The organism is Azoarcus sp. DD4, from assembly GCF_006496635.1.
Classification (GTDB): Bacteria; Pseudomonadota; Gammaproteobacteria; order Burkholderiales; family Rhodocyclaceae; genus Azoarcus.
In genome coordinates this window covers 2,268,336-2,291,865 of sequence record NZ_CP022958.1, presented here as the reverse complement: position 1 = coordinate 2,291,865, position 23,530 = coordinate 2,268,336, and the positions used below count along the sequence as shown (strand labels likewise).

22 protein-coding genes and 3 pseudogenes are annotated in these 23,530 nt (G+C 66.6%); 16 read left to right on the top strand and 9 right to left on the bottom strand.

Features of this window, described 5'->3' with window-relative positions; all coding sequences use genetic code 11:
- The first annotated feature begins 38 nt into the window (after positions 1-38).
- The 5 genes and pseudogenes from CJ010_RS10735 (at position 39) to CJ010_RS10720 (ending at position 3,114) form a co-directional block, all read left to right on the top strand.
- On the top strand, positions 39-866 hold the full coding sequence (locus CJ010_RS10735; protein ID WP_141018024.1) for a DUF932 domain-containing protein: 828 nt from the start codon (positions 39-41) through the stop codon (positions 864-866).
- Positions 867-1,186: 320 nt separating this feature from the next.
- Positions 1,187-1,843, top strand: a complete 657-nt coding sequence (locus tag CJ010_RS10730) for a hypothetical protein (protein WP_141018013.1) — start codon at positions 1,187-1,189, stop codon at positions 1,841-1,843.
- Positions 1,844-2,007: 164 nt separating this feature from the next.
- A pseudogene (locus tag CJ010_RS25280) lies at positions 2,008-2,256 on the top strand (DEAD/DEAH box helicase); the annotation flags it as partial.
- A gap of 12 nt (positions 2,257-2,268) precedes the next feature.
- On the top strand, positions 2,269-2,883 hold the full coding sequence (locus CJ010_RS10725) for an AAA family ATPase (protein WP_371415707.1): 615 nt from the start codon (positions 2,269-2,271) through the stop codon (positions 2,881-2,883).
- 18 nt (positions 2,884-2,901) lie between these two features.
- On the top strand, positions 2,902-3,114 hold the full coding sequence (locus CJ010_RS10720) for a hypothetical protein (protein ID WP_141018023.1): 213 nt from the start codon (positions 2,902-2,904) through the stop codon (positions 3,112-3,114).
- A gap of 125 nt (positions 3,115-3,239) precedes the next feature.
- Here CJ010_RS10720 and CJ010_RS10715 read toward each other — a convergent pair.
- A pseudogene (locus CJ010_RS10715) lies at positions 3,240-4,139 on the bottom strand (ISL3 family transposase); the annotation flags it as partial.
- Positions 4,140-4,504: 365 nt separating this feature from the next.
- Here CJ010_RS10715 and CJ010_RS10710 point away from each other — a divergent pair.
- Complete coding sequence (locus CJ010_RS10710; RefSeq protein WP_141018021.1) at positions 4,505-5,308, top strand: tetratricopeptide repeat protein; 804 nt, start codon at positions 4,505-4,507, stop codon at positions 5,306-5,308.
- On the opposite strand, the gene CJ010_RS10705 is transcribed toward CJ010_RS10710, so the two are convergent.
- The 8 genes and pseudogenes from CJ010_RS10705 to CJ010_RS10660 all read right to left on the bottom strand — a co-directional run bounded on the left by CJ010_RS10705 (position 5,269) and on the right by CJ010_RS10660 (position 14,321).
- Complete coding sequence (locus CJ010_RS10705; protein WP_141018020.1) at positions 5,269-6,882, bottom strand: PAS domain S-box protein; 1,614 nt, start codon at positions 6,880-6,882, stop codon at positions 5,269-5,271. The genes CJ010_RS10710 and CJ010_RS10705 overlap by 40 nt on opposite strands.
- Entirely contained in the window at positions 6,849-7,595 is a 747-nt protein-coding gene (locus tag CJ010_RS10700; RefSeq protein ID WP_141018019.1) for an ABC transporter substrate-binding protein, read from the bottom strand. The genes CJ010_RS10705 and CJ010_RS10700 overlap by 34 nt, the downstream gene beginning before the upstream one ends.
- Positions 7,529-7,987, bottom strand: coding sequence for a hypothetical protein (locus CJ010_RS10695; protein ID WP_141018018.1), 459 nt, complete (start codon positions 7,985-7,987; stop codon positions 7,529-7,531). The genes CJ010_RS10700 and CJ010_RS10695 overlap by 67 nt, the downstream gene beginning before the upstream one ends.
- Before the next feature lie 446 nt (positions 7,988-8,433).
- Positions 8,434-9,579: pseudogene (locus CJ010_RS25425) on the bottom strand (IS66 family transposase); the annotation flags it as partial.
- A gap of 63 nt (positions 9,580-9,642) precedes the next feature.
- Positions 9,643-9,990 carry an IS66 family insertion sequence element accessory protein TnpB gene (gene tnpB, locus CJ010_RS10675; protein WP_141018016.1) on the bottom strand — a complete coding sequence of 116 codons (348 nt, stop codon included), beginning with the start codon at positions 9,988-9,990 and terminating at the stop codon, positions 9,643-9,645.
- Between the two features lie 157 nt (positions 9,991-10,147).
- Positions 10,148-10,438, bottom strand: coding sequence for a transposase (locus tag CJ010_RS10670; RefSeq protein WP_205754933.1), 291 nt, complete (start codon positions 10,436-10,438; stop codon positions 10,148-10,150).
- A gap of 387 nt (positions 10,439-10,825) precedes the next feature.
- Positions 10,826-13,228 (bottom strand): S8 family peptidase, encoded by a 2,403-nt coding sequence (locus tag CJ010_RS10665; protein ID WP_240794560.1) that lies wholly within the window; start codon positions 13,226-13,228, stop codon positions 10,826-10,828.
- A 64-nt stretch (positions 13,229-13,292) separates the two neighbouring features.
- Positions 13,293-14,321, bottom strand: coding sequence for an AAA family ATPase (locus CJ010_RS10660; protein ID WP_141018014.1), 1,029 nt, complete (start codon positions 14,319-14,321; stop codon positions 13,293-13,295).
- Positions 14,322-14,978: 657 nt separating this feature from the next.
- Between CJ010_RS10660 and CJ010_RS10655 the strand changes: the two genes are divergently transcribed.
- From CJ010_RS10655 to CJ010_RS10610, 10 genes are all read left to right on the top strand, one after another.
- Positions 14,979-15,635, top strand: coding sequence for a hypothetical protein (locus CJ010_RS10655; protein ID WP_141018013.1), 657 nt, complete (start codon positions 14,979-14,981; stop codon positions 15,633-15,635).
- Between the two features lie 67 nt (positions 15,636-15,702).
- Entirely contained in the window at positions 15,703-16,812 is a 1,110-nt protein-coding gene (locus CJ010_RS10650) for a DUF6094 domain-containing protein (protein WP_141018012.1), read from the top strand.
- A gap of 102 nt (positions 16,813-16,914) precedes the next feature.
- Positions 16,915-17,220: a hypothetical protein gene (locus CJ010_RS10645; protein WP_141018011.1), complete on the top strand. Its 306-nt coding sequence runs from the start codon at positions 16,915-16,917 to the stop codon at positions 17,218-17,220.
- 112 nt (positions 17,221-17,332) lie between these two features.
- Positions 17,333-19,642: a helicase-related protein gene (locus CJ010_RS10640; protein WP_168224931.1), complete on the top strand. Its 2,310-nt coding sequence runs from the start codon at positions 17,333-17,335 to the stop codon at positions 19,640-19,642.
- Between the two features lie 133 nt (positions 19,643-19,775).
- Positions 19,776-20,090, top strand: a complete 315-nt coding sequence (locus CJ010_RS10635; protein ID WP_141018009.1) for an integration host factor subunit beta — start codon at positions 19,776-19,778, stop codon at positions 20,088-20,090.
- A 301-nt stretch (positions 20,091-20,391) separates the two neighbouring features.
- On the top strand, positions 20,392-20,976 hold the full coding sequence (locus tag CJ010_RS10630) for a PilL N-terminal domain-containing protein (protein WP_141018008.1): 585 nt from the start codon (positions 20,392-20,394) through the stop codon (positions 20,974-20,976).
- Positions 20,973-21,626, top strand: a complete 654-nt coding sequence (locus CJ010_RS10625) for a hypothetical protein (protein ID WP_141018007.1) — start codon at positions 20,973-20,975, stop codon at positions 21,624-21,626. The genes CJ010_RS10630 and CJ010_RS10625 overlap by 4 nt, the downstream gene beginning before the upstream one ends.
- 10 nt (positions 21,627-21,636) lie before the next feature.
- Positions 21,637-22,383: a TIGR03759 family integrating conjugative element protein gene (locus CJ010_RS10620; protein WP_240794559.1), complete on the top strand. Its 747-nt coding sequence runs from the start codon at positions 21,637-21,639 to the stop codon at positions 22,381-22,383.
- Entirely contained in the window at positions 22,368-22,988 is a 621-nt protein-coding gene (locus tag CJ010_RS10615) for a lytic transglycosylase domain-containing protein (RefSeq protein WP_141018006.1), read from the top strand. The genes CJ010_RS10620 and CJ010_RS10615 overlap by 16 nt, the downstream gene beginning before the upstream one ends.
- Positions 22,985-23,530 carry an integrating conjugative element protein gene (locus tag CJ010_RS10610; protein WP_141018005.1) on the top strand — a complete coding sequence of 182 codons (546 nt, stop codon included), beginning with the start codon at positions 22,985-22,987 and terminating at the stop codon, positions 23,528-23,530. Before CJ010_RS10615 ends, CJ010_RS10610 begins: the two co-directional genes overlap by 4 nt.

Sequence of the window (23,530 nt, the reverse complement as noted above, 5' to 3'; positions counted from 1 at the left end):
TGGGGCGGGGCTCCGGTCTCTTATCCAAGGAGATCGTCATGCAACTCGCATCCCGCTTCGCTTATCGTTCCCCGGTGCTGCGGTCGAATCAACCGCTGTCGGATGACCAGATTCGCACCGTCGCGCCCTCCATCTTCGCGGACACCCCGCACGAGAGTCGCTCCGAGCGGTACAGCTACATCCCCACGGCGGCTGTGCTGGCCGAACTGCGCAAGGAAGGCTTCCAGCCGTTCATGGTGTGCCAGACCCGCGTGCGGCAGGAAGACCGCCGCGATTACACCAAGCACATGCTGCGCCTTCGCCATGCGAGCCAGATCAACGGCGCCGAGGCGAACGAGATCATCCTGCTCAATTCGCACGACGGCACCAGCAGCTACCAGATGCTGGCGGGCATGTTCCGTTTCGTCTGCCAGAACGGCCTGGTCTGCGGCGACACGTTCGCCGACGTGCGCGTACCCCACAAGGGCAATGTCACCGACCACGTGATCGAGGGCGCCTACGAGGTGCTGCATGGCTTCGAGCAGGTGCAGGACTCGCGCGACGCCATGCGTGCCATCACGCTCGACGGCGGCGAGGCCGAAGTCTTCGCCCGGTCGGCTCTGGTCCTCAAGTACGACGAACCTGGCAAGACCCTGCCGATCACGGAAAGCCAGATCCTGCGGCCCCGTCGTTTCGACGATAACCACGCAGATTTGTGGTCCACGTTCAACCGGGTCCAGGAGAACCTCGTCAAAGGCGGCCTGACCGGCCGCAGTGCCAACGGGCGCCAGCAGCGCACACGGCCTGTCCAGGGCATCGACCAGAACGTCCGGCTCAACCGGGCACTCTGGCTGCTCGCGGATGGCCTGCGCAAGCTGAAAGCCTGACCCCCAAGCGGATCGTGCCCATCGCGGCATGGTCCGCTTCTTCTTTGTCGGGGTGCCCGAATGCGTGAGGGCCGATCAACGTGAGCAGTGCGCGCAGCGGTTTTTCGCTCACGTCCCGCTTGGCATTGAAGCAGGCTAGGCCCATGTCCGTCGGCGTTGCCGGCAACATGCCCAGGTAGCCAAGACCCTCAAGGCTACGGTGCGTTGCGACGCACAGGTCTTTCTCTTCGCCAAGCCGTTCCCGGCGCTTTCTTCCACCCCTTGGGGCAGCTACTGCCCCGGCGGGCCGTGCTGTCTCCGATTCCTTCGAGGACGACACCATGCCTGCAACCGCATCATCCAGGACGCTGTACCGCATCGACGAATGCCCCGACCTGATGGCCGACGGCTGCATCGGCGACGAGAACGGCAACCTGGTCTTTCTCTCGATCTGGGCGCGCGACACTGCCGTCCAGGAGTTTCTGGCTCGCCTGACCCTGGGCCGCGACGAGCAGGGGCTGGACCAGTTCCATGTCATCACCGAGCAGGGCGCGAGCGTCCCGGTCTTCGTCGGCAACGTCGACAACCTGGAGAAGCGCATCACCCGCGCCTACAGGCGCACGCTGTTCGGCTCGCTGACGAACGTGTGGCTGTTCGACCGTCGCGCCGTGAAGCCCGACAAGGCCAACGCCAGCGCGCTGGCACTCCTGCCGCTCGAATCCGCACACCGGCTCGAGCGGCTGTGGTCCCTGGTGCGGGACACCTGCCCGCTGCCGCTGCTCGATCACTGGCGCGACATCGTGCTGGAGCTGTTGCAGGCGCGGTCGATGCTGACCCGCCTTCCGTTCGCGCTCGGGCCCTTGGAAGGCCATCGGCTCGCCATCGACGTACCGGCGCTGACCCAGGCGCTGGGCAGCCTGATCCGAAGCAACGTGCTCACCACGGACGCCTCCGGGTACCCGATCACCCCCGACCTGCCGCTCGAAGCGGTGGCCTGAGGTCTCGGCACCGGACATGCCCACGCGCATGTCCGCTTCTCTCTATCGACATGCCCAGGAGACTCCCATGGCACTCATGTTCCCGCGGCTCGCCCGCAATTTCGTCATTATGGTGACCGCTCCGCTGTGGGGAGTTGGGATGTGGTTGCTGAGGCAGTGCGGGCAAGGACATCTATTCCGAGAGCACCGGCACGGCGCACAAAACGGCCAAGGGCACCAAGGTATCGGTGCGCACGGTCAAGGCGCCGGGCTTCGGTCCGAAGGGCGTGCTGCGTTGCGTCCTGCCGTTCACGGTCTTCCTCAAGTTGAAGGACATCGGCGGCAACGTGCTGCCGCCCTACGACGAGGAGTTCCGCGAAGTCGCGATGGACGCGGCGCAGGCCGCGGCCTACCGCGATCTGGCGGGTCGGCTGCCCGACGTCACCGTGGGCGCGATCAACCACCCGCAAAGCAACCTGGCCGACTTCTACCGCGAAATGGGCGACATCTTTGCCGTGCCGCTGCGCCCCCACAACCGCTGGGGCGGCTTCAAGGCCTTGCGCGAGGTCTGGTTTGCGCACCTGGAGTCGACCCGCCGGCGCGCCGTGCTGCTCATCGACGAGGCCCAGGAGATGAGCCCGGCGGTGCTCTCGGAGCTGCGTCTGCTCGCCAGCGCCCGCTTCGATTCGCAGCCGCTCCTTTGCGTGGTGCTGGCCGGCGACGCGCGCCTGATCGAGAAGCTGCGGCGCGAGGAGTTGATCCCGCTGGGCAGCCGCATCCGCACCCGGCTCGCCACCGAGCATGCCAGCCGTGACGAGCTGGCGGCCTGCCTCAACCACCTCACCGCCGGCGCCGGTAACGCCAGCCTGATGACGCCGGCGCTCGCCAGCACGCTCTGCGATCACGCCGCCGGCAATTACCGCATCCTCACCACGCTCGCCGCCGAACTGCTCGCCGCCGCCGCCAAACGGGACTTGCCGCAGCTCGACGAGAAGCTCTACCTCGACGTCTTTGCCCAGCCCGAGACGCCCGCGCCACGCCGCGCGGGGGCCGGCCGCTAAACCACGAAGGACTCTGCCATGCGACCCGACTGCGCGCCTGCCGACCTATCCCTGCCGACCCTCGCCGATGAAGCGGTGGTCGAGATCCACACCTTCCTCAACGACTTCGTGCTCCTCTTCGAAGCCCATTACGGCGGACAGCTCCATCGCTACTACCAGGACCACTCCCCCGAAAACCTCGTCCAGCCTGATCTGTTCCGATCCCACACTCCTGATGAGCCGCCTTTCTGATTGAGACGCTCAACAAAAAAACGCCGCCGGCACCCATCGCCCGAGGCGTTTGCCTTTGCGCCATCACCCCCGACGGCCATCGCAGTGCGTGAACATCGGGCCCTCAAATCGGGTGACCACACTCACCAGGCGCGCGCTGTGCGCTTGGTGGCCACCTGCGCGACGAACAGGTCGAGATCGGCGCGCCCGGCCAGGCCGAGCGCGTCGCGGTCTTTGAGCAGCTTCCAGCGCAATCCCCTGAGCGAGGGGTCGGTGCGCTGCTCGATGCGACGCATCTTGTCGACCGCGGTGCTGGCGTGGGCGATGACGTGAAACTTGTCGAAAGTGATCGTGGCGTTGGGCAGATTCGCCGTGACCCCCTTGAGGAAGGCCGGCCACATGTCGATCGAGATCGACTCGATTGCCTGCGGATCGCCGCCGTGGGCTTTGAGGTCAGCGGCAAATGCCTCGATCGTGACCGCATCGCGCCCTTGGGTGACAACCAGCACGCGGCGCTCATCGGCATCGGCCACCAACGTGATGTAGTCATGGCCCCGGGCGCGCGAGGTCTCGTCGGCCGCGAGGCGCTTGAGCTCGGAGAAGTCGGCCTGATCGAGGGCCAGATCGACGTAGCGCTTGCAGATGGCGCTCACGCGGTGCCAGGACAGACCCACCACGCGGGCCACCGGGGCAAAGGGCATCTCACGACACAGTGCCATCAGCAGCGCCTCGAAGAGCAGCGTGAAGCCGGCGAGCTTGCCTGCCCAATCCGGCTCGACCTGGCGGGTGCCGCCGTCAGGCAAGCGCACGCGTGGCACCCGCACCTCGAGGTAGCACTCATGCCGGAAGAAGTTCAGGTGCCGGTAGCGCTTGCTCACCGTGTCATGCACCGGATACGCCCCGGCCACGCCCGGCACCGCGAAGCGGCTGCCCGCGACGAAATCGACACTGATCGTCAACACCTTCTTGGCGGTGTCGAAATCAACCCCCATCACACGCCACGGATCGGTGATGCCCAGAGCGGCCTCGAACAACTTCGCATGCATTACTTGTCATCCCTGCAGATTCAACGCGGACGGCGATCCTACCCGAGGCCACCCCAACGGAGCCGCCCTTGTCTCCATGGCTGGATGCACAACTGCGCTGCATCCAGCCATGGACCAGCGTACCGCCGAGCCCTTGGCGTCAAGGGTTCGCTGCGCCGGGCTGCGCCCGCCCTTGACCCCAACGGCTCGGCACCCCGGATCCCGCATTACCCACTCAAAAAGAGGTGGTATCCTTAATGGATGTGCGAGGCGCGCCGACGCGGCCTGACCGGCGTGGCACTCAAGGACGAGAGCGACGGGCGGCCCCCTGCTCGTGCGCGGCCCGCCTGACAATTGATCCGCCCCCCATCACCCGAGGAGAACCCATGCCCCGAAGCCTGCGTCACATTGTCCTGGCCGCCCTGATCACCATCGCCCTGCCCGCCGCCGCGCAGGACAGCACGCGTGCCGACTGGGTCCGCAATCCGGGCATGGGAAACTACAAGGCCTACGCGGAGTTCAAGATGGGGCGCTACGCGGCGGCCCGCGAGGTGTGGGAGGTGCTCGCCGGCGTCGGCAATGCGGAGGCGTTGTTCAACCTGGGCATCCTCGCCGAGGACGGCTTGGGCGAGGCGCAGGACATGGCCAAGGCCGAGGCGCTGTACGTGGCGGCGGCCAACGCAGGCGGACGCAAGGCCCAGTACCGCCTGGGGCTGCTCTACGGACCGGGCGGCGCCCTGGGACCGGATCCCGACAAGGCGCGACACTACCTCGGCCTGGCGGCGGCGGGCGGCGACCAGGACGCCGCCGACCAGCTCGCCGCCATGGCGCGCCCCGACGCCGCGCCGGACGACTTCACGCGCGCCGAGCGGCTGTCCGCAGGCGGCCGCCACGCCGAGGCCGCGGCGCTGTTCGGTCGACTCGCCGAGGACGGGCATGTCCGCGCGCGTACCCGACTGGCCTGGATGTTCGAGGCCGGGCGGGGCGTCGAGCCCGACCTGGCGCGCGCCGCGGCGCTGTTCGCGCGCTCGGCCGAGGCAGGCGATGCAGAAGCGCAGTACGCGATCGCGGTGATGTATCGGACCGGCAAGGGGCTGCCGCTGGACGTGGACGAGAGCCGGGCGTGGATGGCGCGCGCCGCAGCCCAGGGCTATCCGGCGGCGCGCGCGGCACTGGCGGCGGAGGAATAGCCCGCCGGCGGTCCTTTCGCGAGCTCGGCCATCAGGCGCTCGAGCGCATCGATCAGCTGGGCCGCGAGCGCCTGTCCATCGGCCTGCGTCTTCCGTAGCGCCGCATCGGTACGCGCTGCCAGGTCCTGCACCTCGCCCGCCATCAGATTTCCGGCGACGCTCTTGATGCCGTGGGCGACGAAGGCGACGGCATCCAGATCGCCGCTCTCGAGCGCGCTGCGCAGCCGCTCCACGCTGTCGCGCAGACCGTCGAGGGCACTGGCCGCCAGGCGCGCGAGGAACTCCTGCCGGCAGGGATAGCGCGAGATGAGGGCCGCCCAGTCGACCAGCCCTTCGGCCAAGGGTCGCTCGCCTCCTTCGCCCTTAGCTCGCGGCGATGCCGGCGCGCCACCGTCCCACGAGGGCACGTGCACGACGATCGCGGCGACCAGTTCGTCCGGATCGACCGGCTTGCCGACATGGTGCACCATGCCGGCGGCCATGCAGCGCTGCCACTCCTCGGCCAGGGCGTGCGCGGTCAGGCCGATGACGGGCAATCCCGGTGCCATGCGGGTCAGGCGGCGGGTCGCCTCCAGGCCGTCCATGACCGGCATCTGCACGTCCATCAGCACGACGTCGAATGCGTCGCCACCGCAGGCCTCGACACGCTCGAGCAGCTCTCGGCCGTTGCCGACGAAGTCCACCCGTGCGCCCTCGTGCTGCAGCGGATCCTCGAGGATCAGCCGGTTGGCTTCGATGTCCTCGGCGGACAGCACACGCAGCCCCTCAAGCCTCCGCTTCTCCCGCGGCACGCCCGCGGGATCACCCGAGGGCGCCGCCTCGCACACGGGCAGGCGCAGGCTCAGCTCGAAGCGACTGCCCACACCCGGCTCGCTGCTGGCACCAATCTCACCGCCCATCAGCCGCGCAAGGTGGCGACTGATGGCGAGCCCCAACCCGGTGCCACCGAATCGGCGGGTCGTCGAACTGTCGGCCTGCTCGAAGGGCTCGAACAGACGCGACAGTTGCTCGGCCGTCATCCCGATGCCGGTGTCACGGACCACGAAGCGCATCTGCTCGCCCGTGCGCTGCACCACCAGCTCCTCGAGGCGGTCGCGGTGCATCGTGAGCTCCGCCTCCATGGCCCTGCGCTCGCTCACGTCCACCACCGAGACGATCACCTGCGCATCCTCGCCGCTACCGATCGACGCGAGGTTGAGCTCCACCGGGAATTCGCGGCCGTCCTTGTGGCGCGCCACCAGGCTCCGGCGCCTGCCCATGAGCGTCTGATGCACCGCTGCGGCCAGCCCGTCACGCGCACGCCGATGCCGCTCGCGCAGCGTTTCGGGCACCAGAAGTTCGACCGCGCGCCCGACCAGTTCGTCGCGGGCGTAGCCGAAGGCCTCTTCGGCCCGGCCGTTCAGCTGCACGATGCGTCCATGTCGGTCGGTCACCAGCATGGCATCGGGCGCGCATTCGATGATACGGATCGCGCGCATCTCGCTGTCGGGCAGCGCCTGCTCGGCATGCTTGCGTCGGGTGACATCCTGCACGGTGCCGATCATGCGCACGGCCCGCCCCGCGATATCGCGCAAGGGCGGATCTTGCGCGCGTAGAGGTAGGTGGCCACGGCCAGCCCGAGGACGGTGGACGCCACGAGCAGGTACAGCGCACCGAGCACGAGCCCCCGGTTCGCCTCGTAGAAGCCCGGCTCGGCGTCTAGATGAACCGCCTCCGCTGCCAGCGCGGGAGCGAGGGTGACTCCGGCGCGCGCCATCTCCCGGTCGTTGACCACATACCGATTGGGACTGCTGTGGACCGGCGCGATCGCCGCCATCGGCGCGCCATCCAGGTAGCGGCGCAACAGCGCGGCGGCCGTCGCCCCCTGGCGTGGCCCGCTGGTCACGTACCCGCCCAGCACACCAGTCAGCAAGTACGCGTCCTCCACGCTGAAGATCGCGAAATTGCCGGCAGCGACGATGGCGCCGACCGTTTCGGGAAGAGTCAAGGTGCGCCCCTGCCGGTCCGTCACCGCGCCGAGCGTTGAGAGCAGGACGAAACGGGACGGCTCGGCGCGCAGGCCTTCGATCAATGCGTCGATCCGGCCAGCGGTCACGAAGCGGGCCCGGATGCCCGCGTGCTGCGCCAGTTCGCTTCGGATCTGCCGCTCGATCGCGCGATAGGTCTCGGAGGCATCGCCGACCACCACGATCTCCCGCAGGTCCTGCGCCAGCTGGCGCATCAGGGCGAGGTTCGGCGCGATCTCCTTCTTCTCGAACACCCCGGTGATCCGCTGCGGATCGAGCACCCCGGCGACTGCCGAGTCTTCACGCCGGAGAAGAACACGGGCACCCCGGGAAACAGGTCGCCGAGGTGGTTGCGGGCGAAGGACAATCCGTTGTCATCGGTCACATAGACCGCCGCCGGTCCATAGCCACGGTACTTCTCCCCCAGGTGGCGGGCGACGGACGTCGCGTACGCCTCGTCGTATCCGGTGCGCTTGGTATCCAGATACTCGACACGCACGTCATAGGCGCGATGCGGGTCCCGCGCCAGCCCGTTCATGAAGCCGAGATGCTGTCCCCGCGTCCATGGGTATTCCTGGCTATACGCGTGAACGACGAGGATCTCGACCGGCGGCGCGGCGAACGCGCGGCCGGGCGCAGCCGCCACGAAGAGGATCGCGACGAAAAGGATCACCCGACGCCACAAGGGCGCATGAGCGCACACTGGTGGACGGTGGGTTCGCGGCACAGGCATCGGCAAGGATCGGGATCGGATGACCCTCTGGTGATCGGCACGGCCGCGCGGTTCTTGAGCCTGCAAACCTCGCGCCGCACCACCACGGCGTCGCCGCTCGGGGCGATCCGTTGCCGACGCTCTACTTCCCCTCGCTCTTGATGATGGCGGTCAGGATATCGACATCGCGCTCGGCCGCCGACTTGTCGCGCGACGCCACCGCCTCTGCGGCCGTGGCACGCGCGCCCTCCTTGCTCTTCCGGGCAGCCGATGCCGATTTCCGTGGCCGCGCCGGCCGGGCCGACCGGGCAGGCGTCGCATCGGTCGGGCGCGATGGTGATGCCACGGGCGCCGCACGCGGTATGGACGCAGGCGCAGGCGCCGCCGGCCCGTCGCCCAGCGCTGGCGGCGTGTTGACGATGAGCGCCGGTCCCGAGCCGGGCCTGCCGTGCCGCGCGGCGGATGGGTGGGGGCTCGCCGCGGACGCTCGCTTCGATCGCGTATAGCTGACCGATCCGCGTGAGCGCCTCGGCGGCGATCGGTGAAGCCTGCGCCCGATGCACATCGAAGAGCTTGCGTCTCAGATGGGCCCAGCAGGCGGCCTCCTGCACCTGCCCAGTCGCATAAATGGCGTTGAAGCCAGCATAGGCGTCGGCCTGCAGGATGCCGGTGAAGATGCGCAGGTAACGCTGCGGATGCTCGCCCTTGCGATTGGGCGAGTACGCGAACCACACGGCCGGAGGGTCATTGCTGCCCGCTGGGCGATCGTCCCGAACATAGGTCCATAGCCGCGCCGTCTTGGTCCGGCCTTCGCCGGGCGCGAGCACCGGTAGCGGGGTGTCGTCGGCATGGACCTTGTCGGCGGCAAGCACATAGCGGCGCAGCGCCTCGACTAAGGGGTCGAGCAGCTGCGCCGATTACCCGACCCAATCCGCGAGCGTCGAGCGGTCGAGCTCGATGCCCGAGCGCGCGTAGATGGCGCTTTGCCGATACAACGGCAGGTGATCGCAGAACTTGTCCACCAGCACATGCGCGAGCAAGGCCGGCCCGGGCAGTCCGCGCTCGATCGGCCGCGTAGGTGCCGGCGCCTGCACGATCCGCTCGCAGCGCGAGCAGGCGAGCTTCGGGCGCACGTGCCGGATGACCTTGAAGTGGGCCGGCACATACTCGAGCATCTCCGAGACGTCCTCGCCGAGCTTCACGAAGATGCTGCCGCAGTCGGGGCAGTTGCTTTCGGTGGGCGCGTGTTCGACTGTCTCGCGCGGCAGGTGATCGGGCAAGGGTTTGCGGGCGGGGCGCTTCGATGACGAGCCTGCGTCGCTGGTCGTCTCCGGCGGGACGCTCGCGGCCGCATCGCGCTGGGCAGCCTCGATGCCCTCGAGGGCGAGTTCGAGCTGAGCGAGCATACCGTCCCATTGCTCGGAGCGGCGACCGAACTGCATCCGACGCAGTTTGGCGATGATGAGGTTCAGGCGCGCGATCTCGGCCTGCTGGGCCGTCACCAGGGCCTTGAGCACAGCCTGGTCATCGGGAAGAGGCGTCGTCGCATGCATGACGGAAGTCTACGCGATGCCGCGGGGCGTGAACAGCCCCCCGGGGGCGCCATGCTCCGATCTTCAGGCCGCGCAGTCGGGTTGCCAAGTCCGCTCAGGGCGACGCCAGTCGATGCCTTCGAGTGGCATCGACATCTGCGCCGCCGTCAGATGCACAGCCCCCTCGGTCGCCTGCGGCCAGATGAAGCGACCCCGTTCGAGGCGCTTCGCGAACAGGCACAGACCGTCCCCGCTCCACCACAGCAACTTTACGAGATCGCCCCGCCGTCCTCGGAAGATGAAGACGTGCCCGGAGAATGGATTCTCGGCGAGCGCCCCTTGCACGATCGCCGCCAGACCGTCCATGCCACGACGCATGTCGGTCACGCCGGCCACCAGCCAGATGCGCGAGCCTGCCGGCAAGCCGATCATGCCCGCTCGGCCAAACAGTCGAGGACCGTACACAGTGCGTCGCGACTGACTTCACCAAGCACCCGCACGGTCGCTCCGCCGATAACGATCTCGAGCGCGGCCGCCGGCTTGATGCCCGTCGGTGCTAACGACTGGTCGACTGGCGGCGACACGGTCATCACCGGCAACAGTTTCGGCGCTTCGCACACGCGCGGCCGCGGGGCCGCTGATGCGCCGGCTGTGGTTCGCCGAACCACCCTGCACGGTAGTGACGGCGCCCCTTGAACAGCAAGTTCGCGTTGATGCCGTGTTCGAGGGCGAGCTTTGCCACCGAGATCCCCGGCTCGCAGGCGAGCGCGGCAAGGTGGCGTTTGAAGTCGATCGGGTAGTTCGGGCGCCCCTTGCGGGTCACCCGGGTGATGCCGTTCGTGGCCAAAGTGGTCCCCACCAGAAATTTGGTGGGCACCACTCTGGGCGATCCCCGTCACCAACGAAAGACGGTGCTGGGCGGCGCTGGGCGGACGCTTACCGCGGAAGGCCTGCGCAAGCTGAAAGCCTGACCCCCAAGCGGATCGTGCCCATCGCGGCATGGTCCGCTCTTTTTCTTCGCCGATCTGCGAGGTGGGGCTTACGGTCTCAAAACGACCCGAGCCGGTCATTCAGATCCGCGACCAGTCGATGACATCTTTCTGAGCCCTCCTGCCGCTCAACGGCAACGGGAAGTCAGTAGGCTGTCGGCCATTTGCGGCTGCTTGTAGGAAGCACGAACGACCGGGGCGCCATGCGCGTGTCTGGCGCCGCTGGTCGGGATTTCTAGTCTTCCCTGCCTTGAGGAGCCGGTAACCGATGAAGACTATCAAGTTGCAATGGCAATCTTCTGCGTGATCGCGTTGTATAGATCAACTTCGACCTGCTCGGTACGGAGAGAGACCACCAAGCTGTAGCGCACCGGCAGGTCGTAGCGCTCCAGAGCTGGCCGAGTTCGCCACCAGCCCGTCGAAGGGTAGACCGCAATGAAGCCTCGGCTGGCCAGATCTGCCGCCGTGCCCTCCCAAACGTCCTGGTGCAGGGAACCGCGATGCCGTTGGCGGTCGCCCAAGTACCAGTCGGGATCCTTTGGATCCACCGGGTCGCCTTCATCCTCGCGCTTGGCCGCCGCATTCACGCGGGCAACGAAGTCCTCGGTTGATGCGTCCAGTGCGCGTTGCACGTCGAACCGAAGACGGTGCGAGGGGTAATGGAACTTCGACGAAGTGCCGCGAGCGGACGGGTTGGGCTCGATGAAATACGACAAGGTCACTCGCATCTGGACCTTGGTGTCCTGCAGGGCTTCGAGCTCCTCGCGGGGCCAAGGCAGGGCGTGCAGGTTCATATGGCGAGTGACCACACCTCGGCCCTTCTCCTTGGCATAGGGATGCACCAAGTCCTCGACCACGAGCGTGAGCGAATGGCCTGCGCTCCACAGTGCCCGGTCCAAGTCCGGCACGCCCCACCCGCAATGCCGGATGAGATTCGCGTAATCCTGCTTGGTCGGCTTCTTGCCCGCGGGCAAGAACATCTCGCGCATCGCGGGAGTCCATTCGGCCGAATGGACGATCAGCGCGCGCACGGTCTCCGGGCGAAGCGATGGATAGGCGGCCATGAGCTGCGCAGCCATGCGGGCGCACTGGGCCGATGCGGCGCTGGTCGCGTTAGTCGTGGTGAAGAGTCGTTCATGCGGGCGATGGTGTGTCGTGAGGAGATTGAGGCTCGGCATTCCCGCCGCCCCAAACGCGTCCTGGCCGACATTGCCACCTTCCAGAACGACATCGGGCTTCAACGGCCAAGCGCTGTCCCACGTCCGTGAGGTCGTCGTGAAGGGGCTCAGGCCACCCTCCGCAGCGATCGCGCTGACGCCTACTGTCTCGGTTTCGATCTTGTCCGTGTACGCCCCGACGGTGACGGCGTTCCAGGCTTGTCCCGGGTCGTGAATGAGGTTGGTCGAAAGGCTGACCGGGTATTCCATCCATGCGTCGTGTGTGCGCGTGTTGCCTGCTGCGAGGACGATAAGGCGAGGAAAAGTCCCAGCGCCGTCCGAATCGGCCGCGAGTCGATCGACCGTCGCGGACCACGACGATGGGCGACCGCGGTCGCGGTAGTCCGACGCGCTCACCGCCGAGGTGAAGACCCGGCGCCGTTGCGGTGCGGCGACCTCGGGACGACTGACGGCTTCCGCAAACAAGTAGGCGTGGTGCTTCGCATCCCCCTTGTTGGCCCCCTCGTCAGGCGTGAGCTTTACCGACTCCAGGCGGTGTTCCAGCGCAACGGGGTGGGTGGAGGCGAGCACCTCCGTCAAATCCCCAAACGCAGCGAGACCGGCCAAGCCGGAGCCGTGATTGGCAACATCGTCGGTGCCCCAGGCCGGTTCCACCGTGTGCATGTCGGCGTCTGCGAGCAGTCGGGAGAGCAGCGGATGGCCGCGGTTGACGCCCGAGTCCAGGAGGCAAACGTGCGGGGTGTCGCTGTCCTCCACGGGAAATTGCGCATGCGCGAGCGTCGCGTCCAGCCACTGCTGCTGTTCGCCCGCCGCCATGCCGTCGAAGAACTCGGCCGTATCTTTGGCGCGCCGCAGTTCGGCCACGCAGTTCAGCATCATGACGGACTGTGCAAACTGCTGTTGGGAGCCGTACATCAGCACGACCGTTCGCTCGGGGAAGTTGGCCTGCTGGTTACTAACGGTGCAGCCGGCCAGCTCGGCGAGCTTTCTGAAGTCCTCCACGACGGCTTGCCGTTGGCCGCGCACGGGCAACCAGACTTCCCACCAGAAGGGCTCGCTCGCGTCGTTGGGCAACAGCTCGAGGTCGTCGGTCCATAACGCTCGCAGCTCCGCCGCGCGGATCGAGGCGATCGTGTTGAGCAGTGCCTTATGGTCGCGGGGTTTGCCGTTCTTGTCCTTCTTCTCTTCCAGGTATTCGACGACGTACTTTTCGAAGCGCGCCAACTGGCCATCAGGCACAAAGACGTTGGCGTAAGTGGTTGAGCCTTCCTTGTAGACACTGAGGAGCTCGATCTTCTTCCCCTCGTCCGCAAGGCTTTGGAACGCGAGTTCGACGTCAGGCTGACCGATGAATTGGATCTGCAGTCCTAGACCGCTTTCGAGGCCGTAGTGCTGCTGTGCCTCCGCCGCAGCCTCGGCTACTGGCTCCAGTGCATGGAGCTGGGCTTGCAACGCCTGGCCGTGCTGCTGCCGCGGAAGTTCCGGGAGTGGCTTCTTTTGCACCACAGGGGAGTGCGCCGTAAAGCCCTGTGGTTTCGATGTGTCGTGAAGAACGAGGTGCTTCCGCTTATCGGGTGCCTGATCCGCCATGGTTGACCGGTTTGTTGTTCTGTTTAAGTTTCTCGTTCAACCATCGCCGCTCCTCCAGCGCACGCCCAAGAGCATCTGATCCCACCCTGGCTTCATCGTGCATGACCGCTTCCTTGATGGCTTCATCGACCGCACGCCGAATCTCGGCGTAGCTCAAGCCATCCGCTCTGCTCGTGATTGCCTTCGTAGGGAACGGCTTAGGGGCGAAACTGCCTAGGCGCGCACGGATCAACTCGACGGTCTGCGCCGGCGTGGGCAAGTGATATTCGATGACATCGTCGAAGCGGCGGAACAAGGCGTAGTCAAGGATCTCCGGGTGATTGGTGGCCGCAATGATCAGGCTGTTCGACTGGTCGTGCTCGATCATCTGCAGGAAGCTGTTGAGTACGCGGCGGATCTCGCCGACGTCGTTGGCCAGCCCGCGTTGGGAGCCGATCGCATCGAACTCGTCAAAGAAATACACGCCCCGCACGTCCGCGATGGCGTCGAAGACCTGCCGCAGCTTGGCGGCCGTTTCACCCATGAACTTCGTGATGAGCGCATCCAGGCGCACCAGAAACAGCGGGATGCCGAGTTCTCCGGCGAGAACAGAGGCCGTCATCGTCTTGCCCGTGCCGGGCGGGCCGACCAACAGCAGCTTGCGTCGAGGTGACAGGCCGTGCTCGCGGATGCGCGCGAACATCCGCTGTTCCTTCATGATCCGCTGCAGTTGCTGCTGAACCGCGTCGTCCAGCACCATGTCCGCAATTCGGTTTTTCGGGTAGCTCACGAGCAGCAGATTGGCCAGTTCGCCTCGGGGGCGCGCCATCTGGACCAGTTTCCCCGTCTCGCCCGGCAAGGCGCGCGCCTTCGCTGCGTCGATCATGTCGCGCAGTTCTTCTGCGAGCTTGCCGTGCCCCACCCTCGCCTCGTGCGCCGCAACTTGCATGGCGATCGAGTAAAATTGCCCATCGTCGCGGTTGATGTGGGATTTCACAAGCGCCTTAAGTTGATCTGCGCTGGCCATGTCGTCTTCCGTGATTAGCTGTCTATGGCTCCTTGCCAACTTATAGACACTACAACGGGGCAATCTTATCAGCAGTCATGGCGGCTGGCTCGCCCCATCGCGTTTGGCCGCTCAAGGGGCTCGCCTTCCAAACCTGGGTACTTGCTCATCCTCCTGAACTGCTCGCACCGAAGTTGAGTGACCGGCAGCTGTCGGAGAGCAGCGGCCAAGTGAATGACTGGGCCGCACGAGTGAGCGAAGGCAAGTCCTGGCCGTTATGATTAGATAATAACGAATAGCGTTTAAACTGGGAGCTATGCATAATGGCCGAAGTCTGCCTTTGTCTCGCCCGGGTTGTCGAACCGCGCTACAGCGAACTGGAGCGAGGGTATTGCTGGCCAGGTCCCTCCTCAGAGTATCGGGGCCAAGCAAGCAAACAAGGGCACACTGCAAAGCGGTTTTTCGCTACGGCCCATTGATCACCTGAAGCAATCTGCCCCCGTGTCCGTCGGCGTTGCCGGCAACATGCCCAGGTAGCCAAGACCCTCAAGGCTACGGTGCGTTGCGACGCACAGGTCTTTCTCTTCGCCAAGCCGTTCCCGGCGCTTTCTTCCACCCCTTGGGGCAGCTACTGCCCCGGCGGGCCGTGCTGTCTCCGATTCCTTCGAGGACGACACCATGCCTGCAACCGCATCATCCAGGACGCTGTACCGCATCGACGAATGCCCCGACCTGATGGCCGACGGCTGCATCGGCGACGAGAACGGCAACCTGGTCTTTCTCTCGATCTGGGCGCGCGACACTGCCGTCCAGGAGTTTCTGGCTCGCCTGACCCTGGGCCGCGACGAGCAGGGGCTGGACCAGTTCCATGTCATCACCGAGCAGGGCGCGAGCGTCCCGGTCTTCGTCGGCAACGTCGACAACCTGGAGAAGCGCATCACCCGCGCCTACAGGCGCACGCTGTTCGGCTCGCTGACGAACGTGTGGCTGTTCGACCGTCGCGCCGTGAAGCCCGACAAGGCCAACGCCAGCGCGCTGGCACTCCTGCCGCTCGAATCCGCACACCGGCTTGAGCGGCTGTGGTCCCTGGTGCGGGACACCTGCCCGCTGCCGCTGCTCGATCACTGGCGCGACATCGTGCTGGAGCTGTTGCAGGCGCGGTCGATGCTGACCCGCCTTCCGTTCGCGCTCGGGCCCTTGGAAGGCCATCGGCTCGCCATCGACGTACCGGCGCTGACCCAGGCGCTGGGCAGCCTGATCCGAAGCAACGTGCTCACCACGGACGCCTCCGGGTACCCGATCACCCCCGACCTGCCGCTCGAAGCGGTGGCCTGAGGTCTCGGCACCGGACATGCCCACGCGCATGTCCGCTTCTCTCTATCGACATGCCCAGGAGATTCCCATGGCACTCATGTTCCCGCGGCTCGCCCGCAATTTCGTGAAGAACGGGTACTTCCCCACCAACGAACCCACGCTTGAAAGAACACTCGCCGCACTGGCACCCACTGACGGGCCGATGTGCATTTTCGATCCCTGCGCCGGCGAAGGTGTGGCGATCGCCGAAGCCGCCCACGCCCTCGGGCGCGAGCAGGTCAAGGCATTCGCCGTCGAGTACGATGCCGAGCGTGCGGCCCACGCACGCAGACTCGTCGATCGCTGCGTTCACGGCGACCTGATGGACACGCTGATCTCACGCCAGACCTTCGGCCTGCTGTGGCTCAACCCACCCTATGGCGATCTGTCCAAGGACGCCAACGGCAACATCGGCTACCAGGGCCAGGGTCGTGCCCGGCTGGAGAAGCTGTTCTACCAGCGCGCACTGCCGCTGCTGCAATACGGCGGGGTGTTGATCTTCATCGTGCCGTCCTACGTGCTCGATGCCGAGCTGGTCGGATGGCTGACGCGCCACCTCAAAGACCTGCGCATCTACCGCGCGGTGGAGACGCAGTTCAAGCAGGTAGTGATCTTCGGTCGCCGTGTTCGCCAGCGCGACCAGGCTTCGGATTCGGTCAAGGCCGTGCGCGGTCTGCTGCTGCAGATCGGGCAAGGCGACTTCGAAGCCGAGGAGCTGCCGCTGGAATGGCCGTTCCTGCCATACGTGGTCCCCGCCAGCCCGGCCGAGCCGGAGCACTTCTATCGCGTGACGATGGAGCCCGAGCAGTTCGCCGAAGAAGTCGGTCGGCTGCAGGGGCTCTGGTCGACGCTCGATACGCACCTGGGCGCCGCGCAGCAATCGCTACGCCCGCCGGCGCGGGCCTTGTCGCACTGGCATCTCGCCCTGGCCTTGGCCGCGGGTGGGATTTCCGGCGTGGTGCGGTCCAGGACCGGGCGTGTGCTCGTCGTCAAAGGTGATACCCACAAGGAAAAGACTCTCCAGACGGAATACACCGAACGCGACGACGGCTCCGTGGCCGAGACGCGCATCCTCACCGACAAGTTCGTGCCGGTGATCCGCGCGTGGGACATGACGCCAAGCTCCCCGACACGGGGCGAGGTGCTCACCATCCGCTGATCGCTGTTCCCTGGCGGCTCGCCGTCGCTTTCATCCACCCACCGGGGTCACGTTACCCCGATGGGGTGCCTTGGCCCCATTTTTCCCGAAGGAGAAACCACCATGGCACTCGCAGTCCTCAACCTCGCGTCACAAGCACGCTTTTCGCCCGGGCAGGTGGTCATGACCATCGGCGTCGATGCGCTGGTCCGCCAGGGCCGGCTCAACCCGACACCATTCCTGCTCCGCCACCTCAACGGCGACTGGGGCGATCTCGACGAAGGCGATCGACGTCTTAACGACGCCGCGTTGCAGTCCGGCGAGGATCGTCTGTTTTCGTCCTACCAAGTCACGCCTGACCTGAAGCTCTGGATCATCACTGAATGGGATCGCAGCGTCACCACGCTGCTGCTGCCCAGCGAATACTGATCCGTATCCGACGGCCTTCGCACTTTTCTTTTGCCGTTCCGTTCTTTCCACCCTGGGGGCATGTCATCGCCCCACGGGGGAGGTGCATGCCCCACAACTTTGGAGCATCACCATGTCCCTCGATCTTGAAACGGTTCCCACTGCCGCCGAAGACACGCCCGTCCAGGGAGACCTGCTCGAAGCAGCTGCTTCTCCCATCACGCTCAGCCTGCAGGACTTCGTCACCGAGTTCGGCGACGAGCTGCTCGATTCGCTCAACCGTGCCAACCCGCCGGTCTACACCGGCCAGCCGCGGGCGCATCGGCAGATCGTCCTCGCGGGCCTCAAGCGCAAGCTGTTCCAGGCGCAAGCCGATGTGGTCCATGCCGTCACCGAGCTGCTGGCCGATCGCGGCGAACGTGCTGCGATCGTCAATGGCGAGATGGGCTGCGGTAAAACGACGGTGGGCATCGCCACGGCCGCCGTGCTCAACGCCGAAGGCTACCGCCGCACCCTGGTGCTTTCCCCACCCCACCTGGTCTACAAGTGGCGGCGGGAAATCCAGGAGACGGTGGCCGGCGCCAAGGTCTGGGTGCTCAACGGCCCGGACACGTTGGTCAAGCTGCTGAAGCTGCGTGAGCAGTTGGGCGTACCGGAAAGTCATCAAACCCAGGGCCAGGAGTTCTTCGTCCTGGGCCGCGTGAGGATGCGGATGGGTTTCCACTGGAAGCCCGTCTTCACCCGCCACCAGGTCTACCTCGGCACCCGCCACGGCGACGTGGCGGCTTGCCCAGACTGCGGACATGTCATCACCGACCTCGACGGCGAGCCGGCCAACCCGGTGGCGCTGGAAGCCGAGGAGTCCCGCAGGAAGTGCAGCCATTGCGCCGCGCCGCTGTGGACGCTGATCCGCCCGAGGGGCCTGTCCGCCAGCGACCAGTCCTCGACCGTGCTCAAGGCACTGAAGCGTATTCCCACCATTGGCGAAGTCACCGCGCAGAAGCTGATGCAGAAGTTCGGTGACGCCTTCCTCGCGTCGATGCTCGGGGACAACATCCACGAGTTCATCAACCTGATGGATGGCAACGGCGAGCTGGTCTTCTCGGACCGGCAAGCGCATCGCATGGAACGTGCGATGGCCAGCATGGAGTTCGGCTTCGGCGAGGGCGGCTACCAGCCTTCCGAGTTCATCAAGAGACAGCTTCCCCAAGGCACATTCGACCTGCTCATCGCCGACGAGGCGCACGAGTACAAGAACGGCGGCTCCGCCCAGGGCCAGGCCATGGGGGTGTTGACGGCCAAGGCGCGCAAGACGCTGCTGCTCACTGGCACACTGATGGGCGGCTACGGCGACGACCTCTTCCACCTGCTGTTCCGAGCCCTGCCGGGGCGGATGATCGAAGACGGCTACCGGCCGACGAAGAGCGGCAGCATGACATCGGCCGCGATGGCGTTCATGCGCGATCACGGTGTGCTCAAGGACATCTATTCCGAGAGCACCGGCACGGCGCACAAGACGGCCAAGGGCACCAAGGTATCGGTGCGCACGGTCAAGGCGCCGGGTTTCGGCCCCAAGGGCGTGCTGCGTTGCGTCCTGCCGTTCACGGTCTTCCTCAAGTTGAAGGACATCGGCGGCAATGTGCTGCCGCCCTACGACGAGGCGTTCCGCGAGGTCGCGATGGACACGGCGCAAGCCGCGGCCTACCGCGATCTGGCGGGTCGGCTGACCCAGGCGCTGAAGCAGGCCCTGGCGAAGCGCGACACGACACTGCTCGGCGTGGTTCTCAACGTGCTGCTGGCCTGGCCGGACTGCTGCTTCCGGTCGGAAACAGTGGTGCATCCGCGCACGCGCAACACCTTGGCGTTCGTTCCGGCTCAGTTCAACGAGCTGGAAGTGATGCCCAAGGAACGCGAGCTGATCGAGATCTGCAGGCAGGAGAAGGCAGAAGGTCGCAAGACCCTGGTCTATTCGGTCTACACCGGCACGCGCGACACCACGTCGCGCCTGAAGGTGCTGCTGGAGCAGGAAGGCTTCAAGGTGGCGGTATTGCGCGCGAGCGTTGATGCCTCGCGCCGCGAGGACTGGATCGCCGAGCAGCTCGACCGCGGCATCGACGTGCTCGTCACCAATCCCGAGCTGGTCAAAACCGGCCTGGACCTGCTGGAGTTCCCGACCATCGTGTTCATGCAGTCAGGCTACAACGTGTACTCGCTGCAGCAGGCCGCCCGGCGCTCATGGCGCATCGGCCAGAAGCAGCCGGTACGCGTGATCTACCTCGGCTACGCCAACTCCTCGCAGATGACCTGCCTGGGGCTGATGGCCAGGAAGATCATGGTGTCGCAAAGCACGTCGGGCGACGTACCCGAGTCGGGCCTGGATGTGCTGAACCAGGACGGGGATTCCGTCGAAGTCGCGCTTGCCAGGCATCTGGTCGCGGCTTGATTCGCTGACGCTGCCGGCGGCCCATCGGGTCGTCGGCTTTTTTTCTCCCCTATCGTCGAAGCGCGCCGCGCCAGCTCCAAGCACGGGGGTTGTCTGCACGCGAAGCAGCTGTTTCGATTGATATAATCGCCCGATGACAAGATCAGAACTCATCGACCGTCTCGCACAGCGCTTCCCCCAACTTGTTGCACGGGATGCGGAAGACGCGGTGAAGGTGATCCTCGGCACCATGACCGATGCACTCGCCCAAGGCAACCGCATCGAGATTCGCGGCTTTGGCAGCTTCTCGCTGAACTATCGACCGCCACGCGTGGGCCGTAACCCGAAGTCTGGCGAGACGGTGCATGTCGCCGAAAAGTATGTGCCCCACTTCAAATCGGGCAAGGAGTTGCGGGAACGGGTGGATATCGCCCCCACGGTGACAATCGCCCGCAGAAGGGCCGCCTGAGCCGGGGCATCGTCGTCCGACGGCCCTGCCCCGTTTCGAACTCGTCAATCGCCCCGGCAAGCGTCGAACGCATCCGCACCAGCCGGCAGTCCCTTTCCTCGTTTATCCACAGAAACTGTGGATAACTCTCCCGATAAGTCCGTCACCGCCCGACGTTCTGGCCCTGGAAGGCTTTGGCGCTTTTTCGACCAACGGGCTAGCTGCTCGTCGTGAAATCGGCAGAGCGGCGATTCCCTTTGTTTGCTGATACGGCCTCTCCGAATAGCGATGGTGTCGGCTCGACATCGCCGAGAGCCGATCCATGCAATCCGCCCTACCGTCTCATTGCACGGCGCGCAATAGCCTGTTGCTGGCCGCCGCCCTGACCGCAGGCTGCGCGACCACACTGTCCCCGCCCCCTTCCACCTCATCGCACACCTCATCGCACGCCGCTGAATCCGTGCCACCACCACCGACTGACGTCCGTGTGGTTCGCTACGGTCGCTACACCCTGGTCGAACTCGCGCCCACCGAGGCCCAGCTGAACCTGATGCTGCAAGTGGTCGATGTGGCGGTGCCGGACACCCTGGACGCGACGGTGGCCGACGCGCTGCGCCATGTGTTGCAGCGCTCCGGCTACCAGCTTTGCAGCGGTCCTCAGACTGATGCACTGAACGCCCTCCCGCTGCCGGCAGCCCACTACCAGATCGGGCCGATCGTGTTGCGCGACGCGCTGTTGACACTCGCGGGTCCAGCGTGGGAATTGCACGCAGATGACGGTGCGCGCCAGGTCTGTTTCAGCCAGGTCACCACACCTGTCGATCCACTCACCCCGCTGCCGGCGCCCGTCAAGGATGCCGAAACGCCAGCCGAGGCCTTCCCGCTCGTCGAGGAGGCCCAGCCATGACCGCGATTCCGGGCACACCACAACATCGACGTCTACAGTTGCTGCACGTGGCCGCAGCCACCTGGCTGCTGCTCGTCAGCGCCACGGTCGTGATCGACCACGTCGTCCTGTCGAACCTGGAAGAAGCGGCCAAAGACCGCACGCCAGCCATGCGGATCGCCGCCGTCGAAGGGCAGATGGACGATCTCGCGCAGCAGCTCGAGCAGCACCGGCAACGGCCGACTGCACTGCCTCAGACGCGCTACGAGTCCGAGCGCCGCGCACTCGATCAGCGGATTGCCGCGGTCGAGGAGGCACTCGGCGATCACCCGACCACTGACGCACTGCAGTCCTTGCTGGCCCGCCTCGATCGGATGGAAGCGCGCCTCGCCACCCCCCGGCCGACACCCTCGGCGTCTGTCCATCCCCGCGCACCGGCGCCGGTGAAACCCCGGCCTATCGAACCTGCATTCCGGGTGATCGGCGTCGAGCTGCGCGCCGGCGAACGCTTCCTGGCGATCCTCCCCACCACTGCGGGCGCACTCGCACAGGTCCGCCTGCTGCGGCCCGGCGAAGCCGAGGCCGGCTGGCGGCTCGAGGCAATCGAGCGCGGCGCCGCCGTCTTCCGACATGGCGACGAAACACGCCGCCTGAGCGTTCCCGAGCGGTAGGAGAAGGCGCGTGAGCTGCTTCAGGGTCACCCCGTTCTTGATTGCCGCACTGCTCGCCGGCGCGGCTTCCGTCACCGTCGCCCAGCACGCCACCCTGTCAGCTACCGCCCCCACCCACGAGCGGCCGGCGGCCACCATCCGCAGCGACGAGCAGTTGGCCCGCGACTGGGGGCTGGGTAGCGAAGAATGGGCGCACTACAGGGAACTGATGCAGGGTCCGCTGGGCGTGCATTCCCCCAACATCGACCCGCTCACGGCACTCGGTATCGAAGCTCGCACGGACGAGGAACGGCGCCGCTACGCCGAGCTGCAGGTCCAGGTGGAAGCCCGTCGGGTCGAGAAGCTGCTGGCCTACCAGCGCGCCTACGATGCAGCCTGGCAGCGGTTGTACCCCGACCTGCAGCGCGTTGCGCTGCCGGGTGCCGGCACGGCGTCCGTTCCAACCATGACGCCACAGGGCGAACGCATCGCCGTATTTATCAAGGATGCCTGCCCCACCTGCGATCGCGTCGTCGAGCGGCTCCAGGCTGCGGGCACCCGATTCGATCTCTACATGGTCGGCAGCCGCCAGGACGATGCCCGCATCCGGCGGTGGGCCACGCAGGCCGGCATCGACCCGGCCAAGGTGCGTGCCCGCGCGATCACGCTCAACCACGACGACGGGCGCTGGCTATCGCTCGGCCTGCCCGGCGACCTGCCGGCGGTGGTGCGCGAGGTGAACGGCCAATGGCAGCGACACCAATGGCAGCGACAGTAAGCACCCCGAAGCGGACAAGGCGGCCGGGCCGCCTGACCCTCCACTGCGCTGCTGCGGCGCTGCTGTTGATGACGGCCCCCTGGGCGCTGGCCACCCCGGTCCGGGAAGTGCCGCCGCCGGCCTATCAACTGGCGGCGCAGCGCGTCGGCATACCGTCGGCGGTGCTGTACGCGGTGGCCTTGCAGGAGAGCGGCACCCGGCTGCGCGGACGCATGGTGCCCTGGCCGTGGACGCTCAATGTAGCCGGCACGCCGCAGCGCTACGCCACCCGCGCCGCAGCCTGCACGGGGCTGCGCCGGGCACTCGGCCGCAAGCCGGCCAAGCGCATCGACGCCGGGCTCGGCCAGGTCAATCTCGGCTACCACGCGCATCGCTACACCCAGCCCTGCGAGCTGCTGGACCCGTACCGCAACCTCGGCATTGCCGCGGAGATCCTGCGCGAGCAGCACATCCCCGGCGAGGACTGGCTGATTGCCATCGGCCGCTACCACCGCCCCGCTGGCGGGGAACCCGCGGCGCGCTACCGGCGCAGCGTGCATCGACACCTGACCCGCGTGCTCGGCCCCGGCATTCCCGTTCCGACCCACCAGGCCACCACACCATGAACCGCACCGTCCTCATTGCCGCCCTCATTGTCGCTAACGGGCTGCTGTCCGCCGCGACGGCTTCCGCCCAGACCGCCTCCGCGCCGCTGATCGTCGCCGAAGACCGCGGCGGCGCTTCCGCACTGCCGTACTACCAGCCGCTGAATCCGCAGCCGGATCGCGCCACGCCGCCAGCCCCGATGCCACTGCCCCGCGTGGGCAGTCCGGCCGACGCCGAGGCCGCCATGCTGCCGGCGCGCTCGACGCAACTGTCGCCGGGCGACGTGCCGCGCCGCGTCATCCGCGCGCCGGGCCTGACGCCGCTGTTCCTGATCGGCGACGACGAGCGTTCGCGGACCTGGCTGCGGCAGCGCCAGCCCGCACTGCGCGAGCTGCAGGCCGTGGGGCTGGTGGTCAACGTGGAGTCCATGGCGGCGCTGGCGGCATTGCGCCGCCTGGCGCCCGGCCTGACCCTCTCGCCCGCATCGGGCGACGACTTGGCCCAGCGCCTGGGCCTGCGCCACTACCCAGTGCTCATCACCGCCACCGGCATCGAGCAGTGA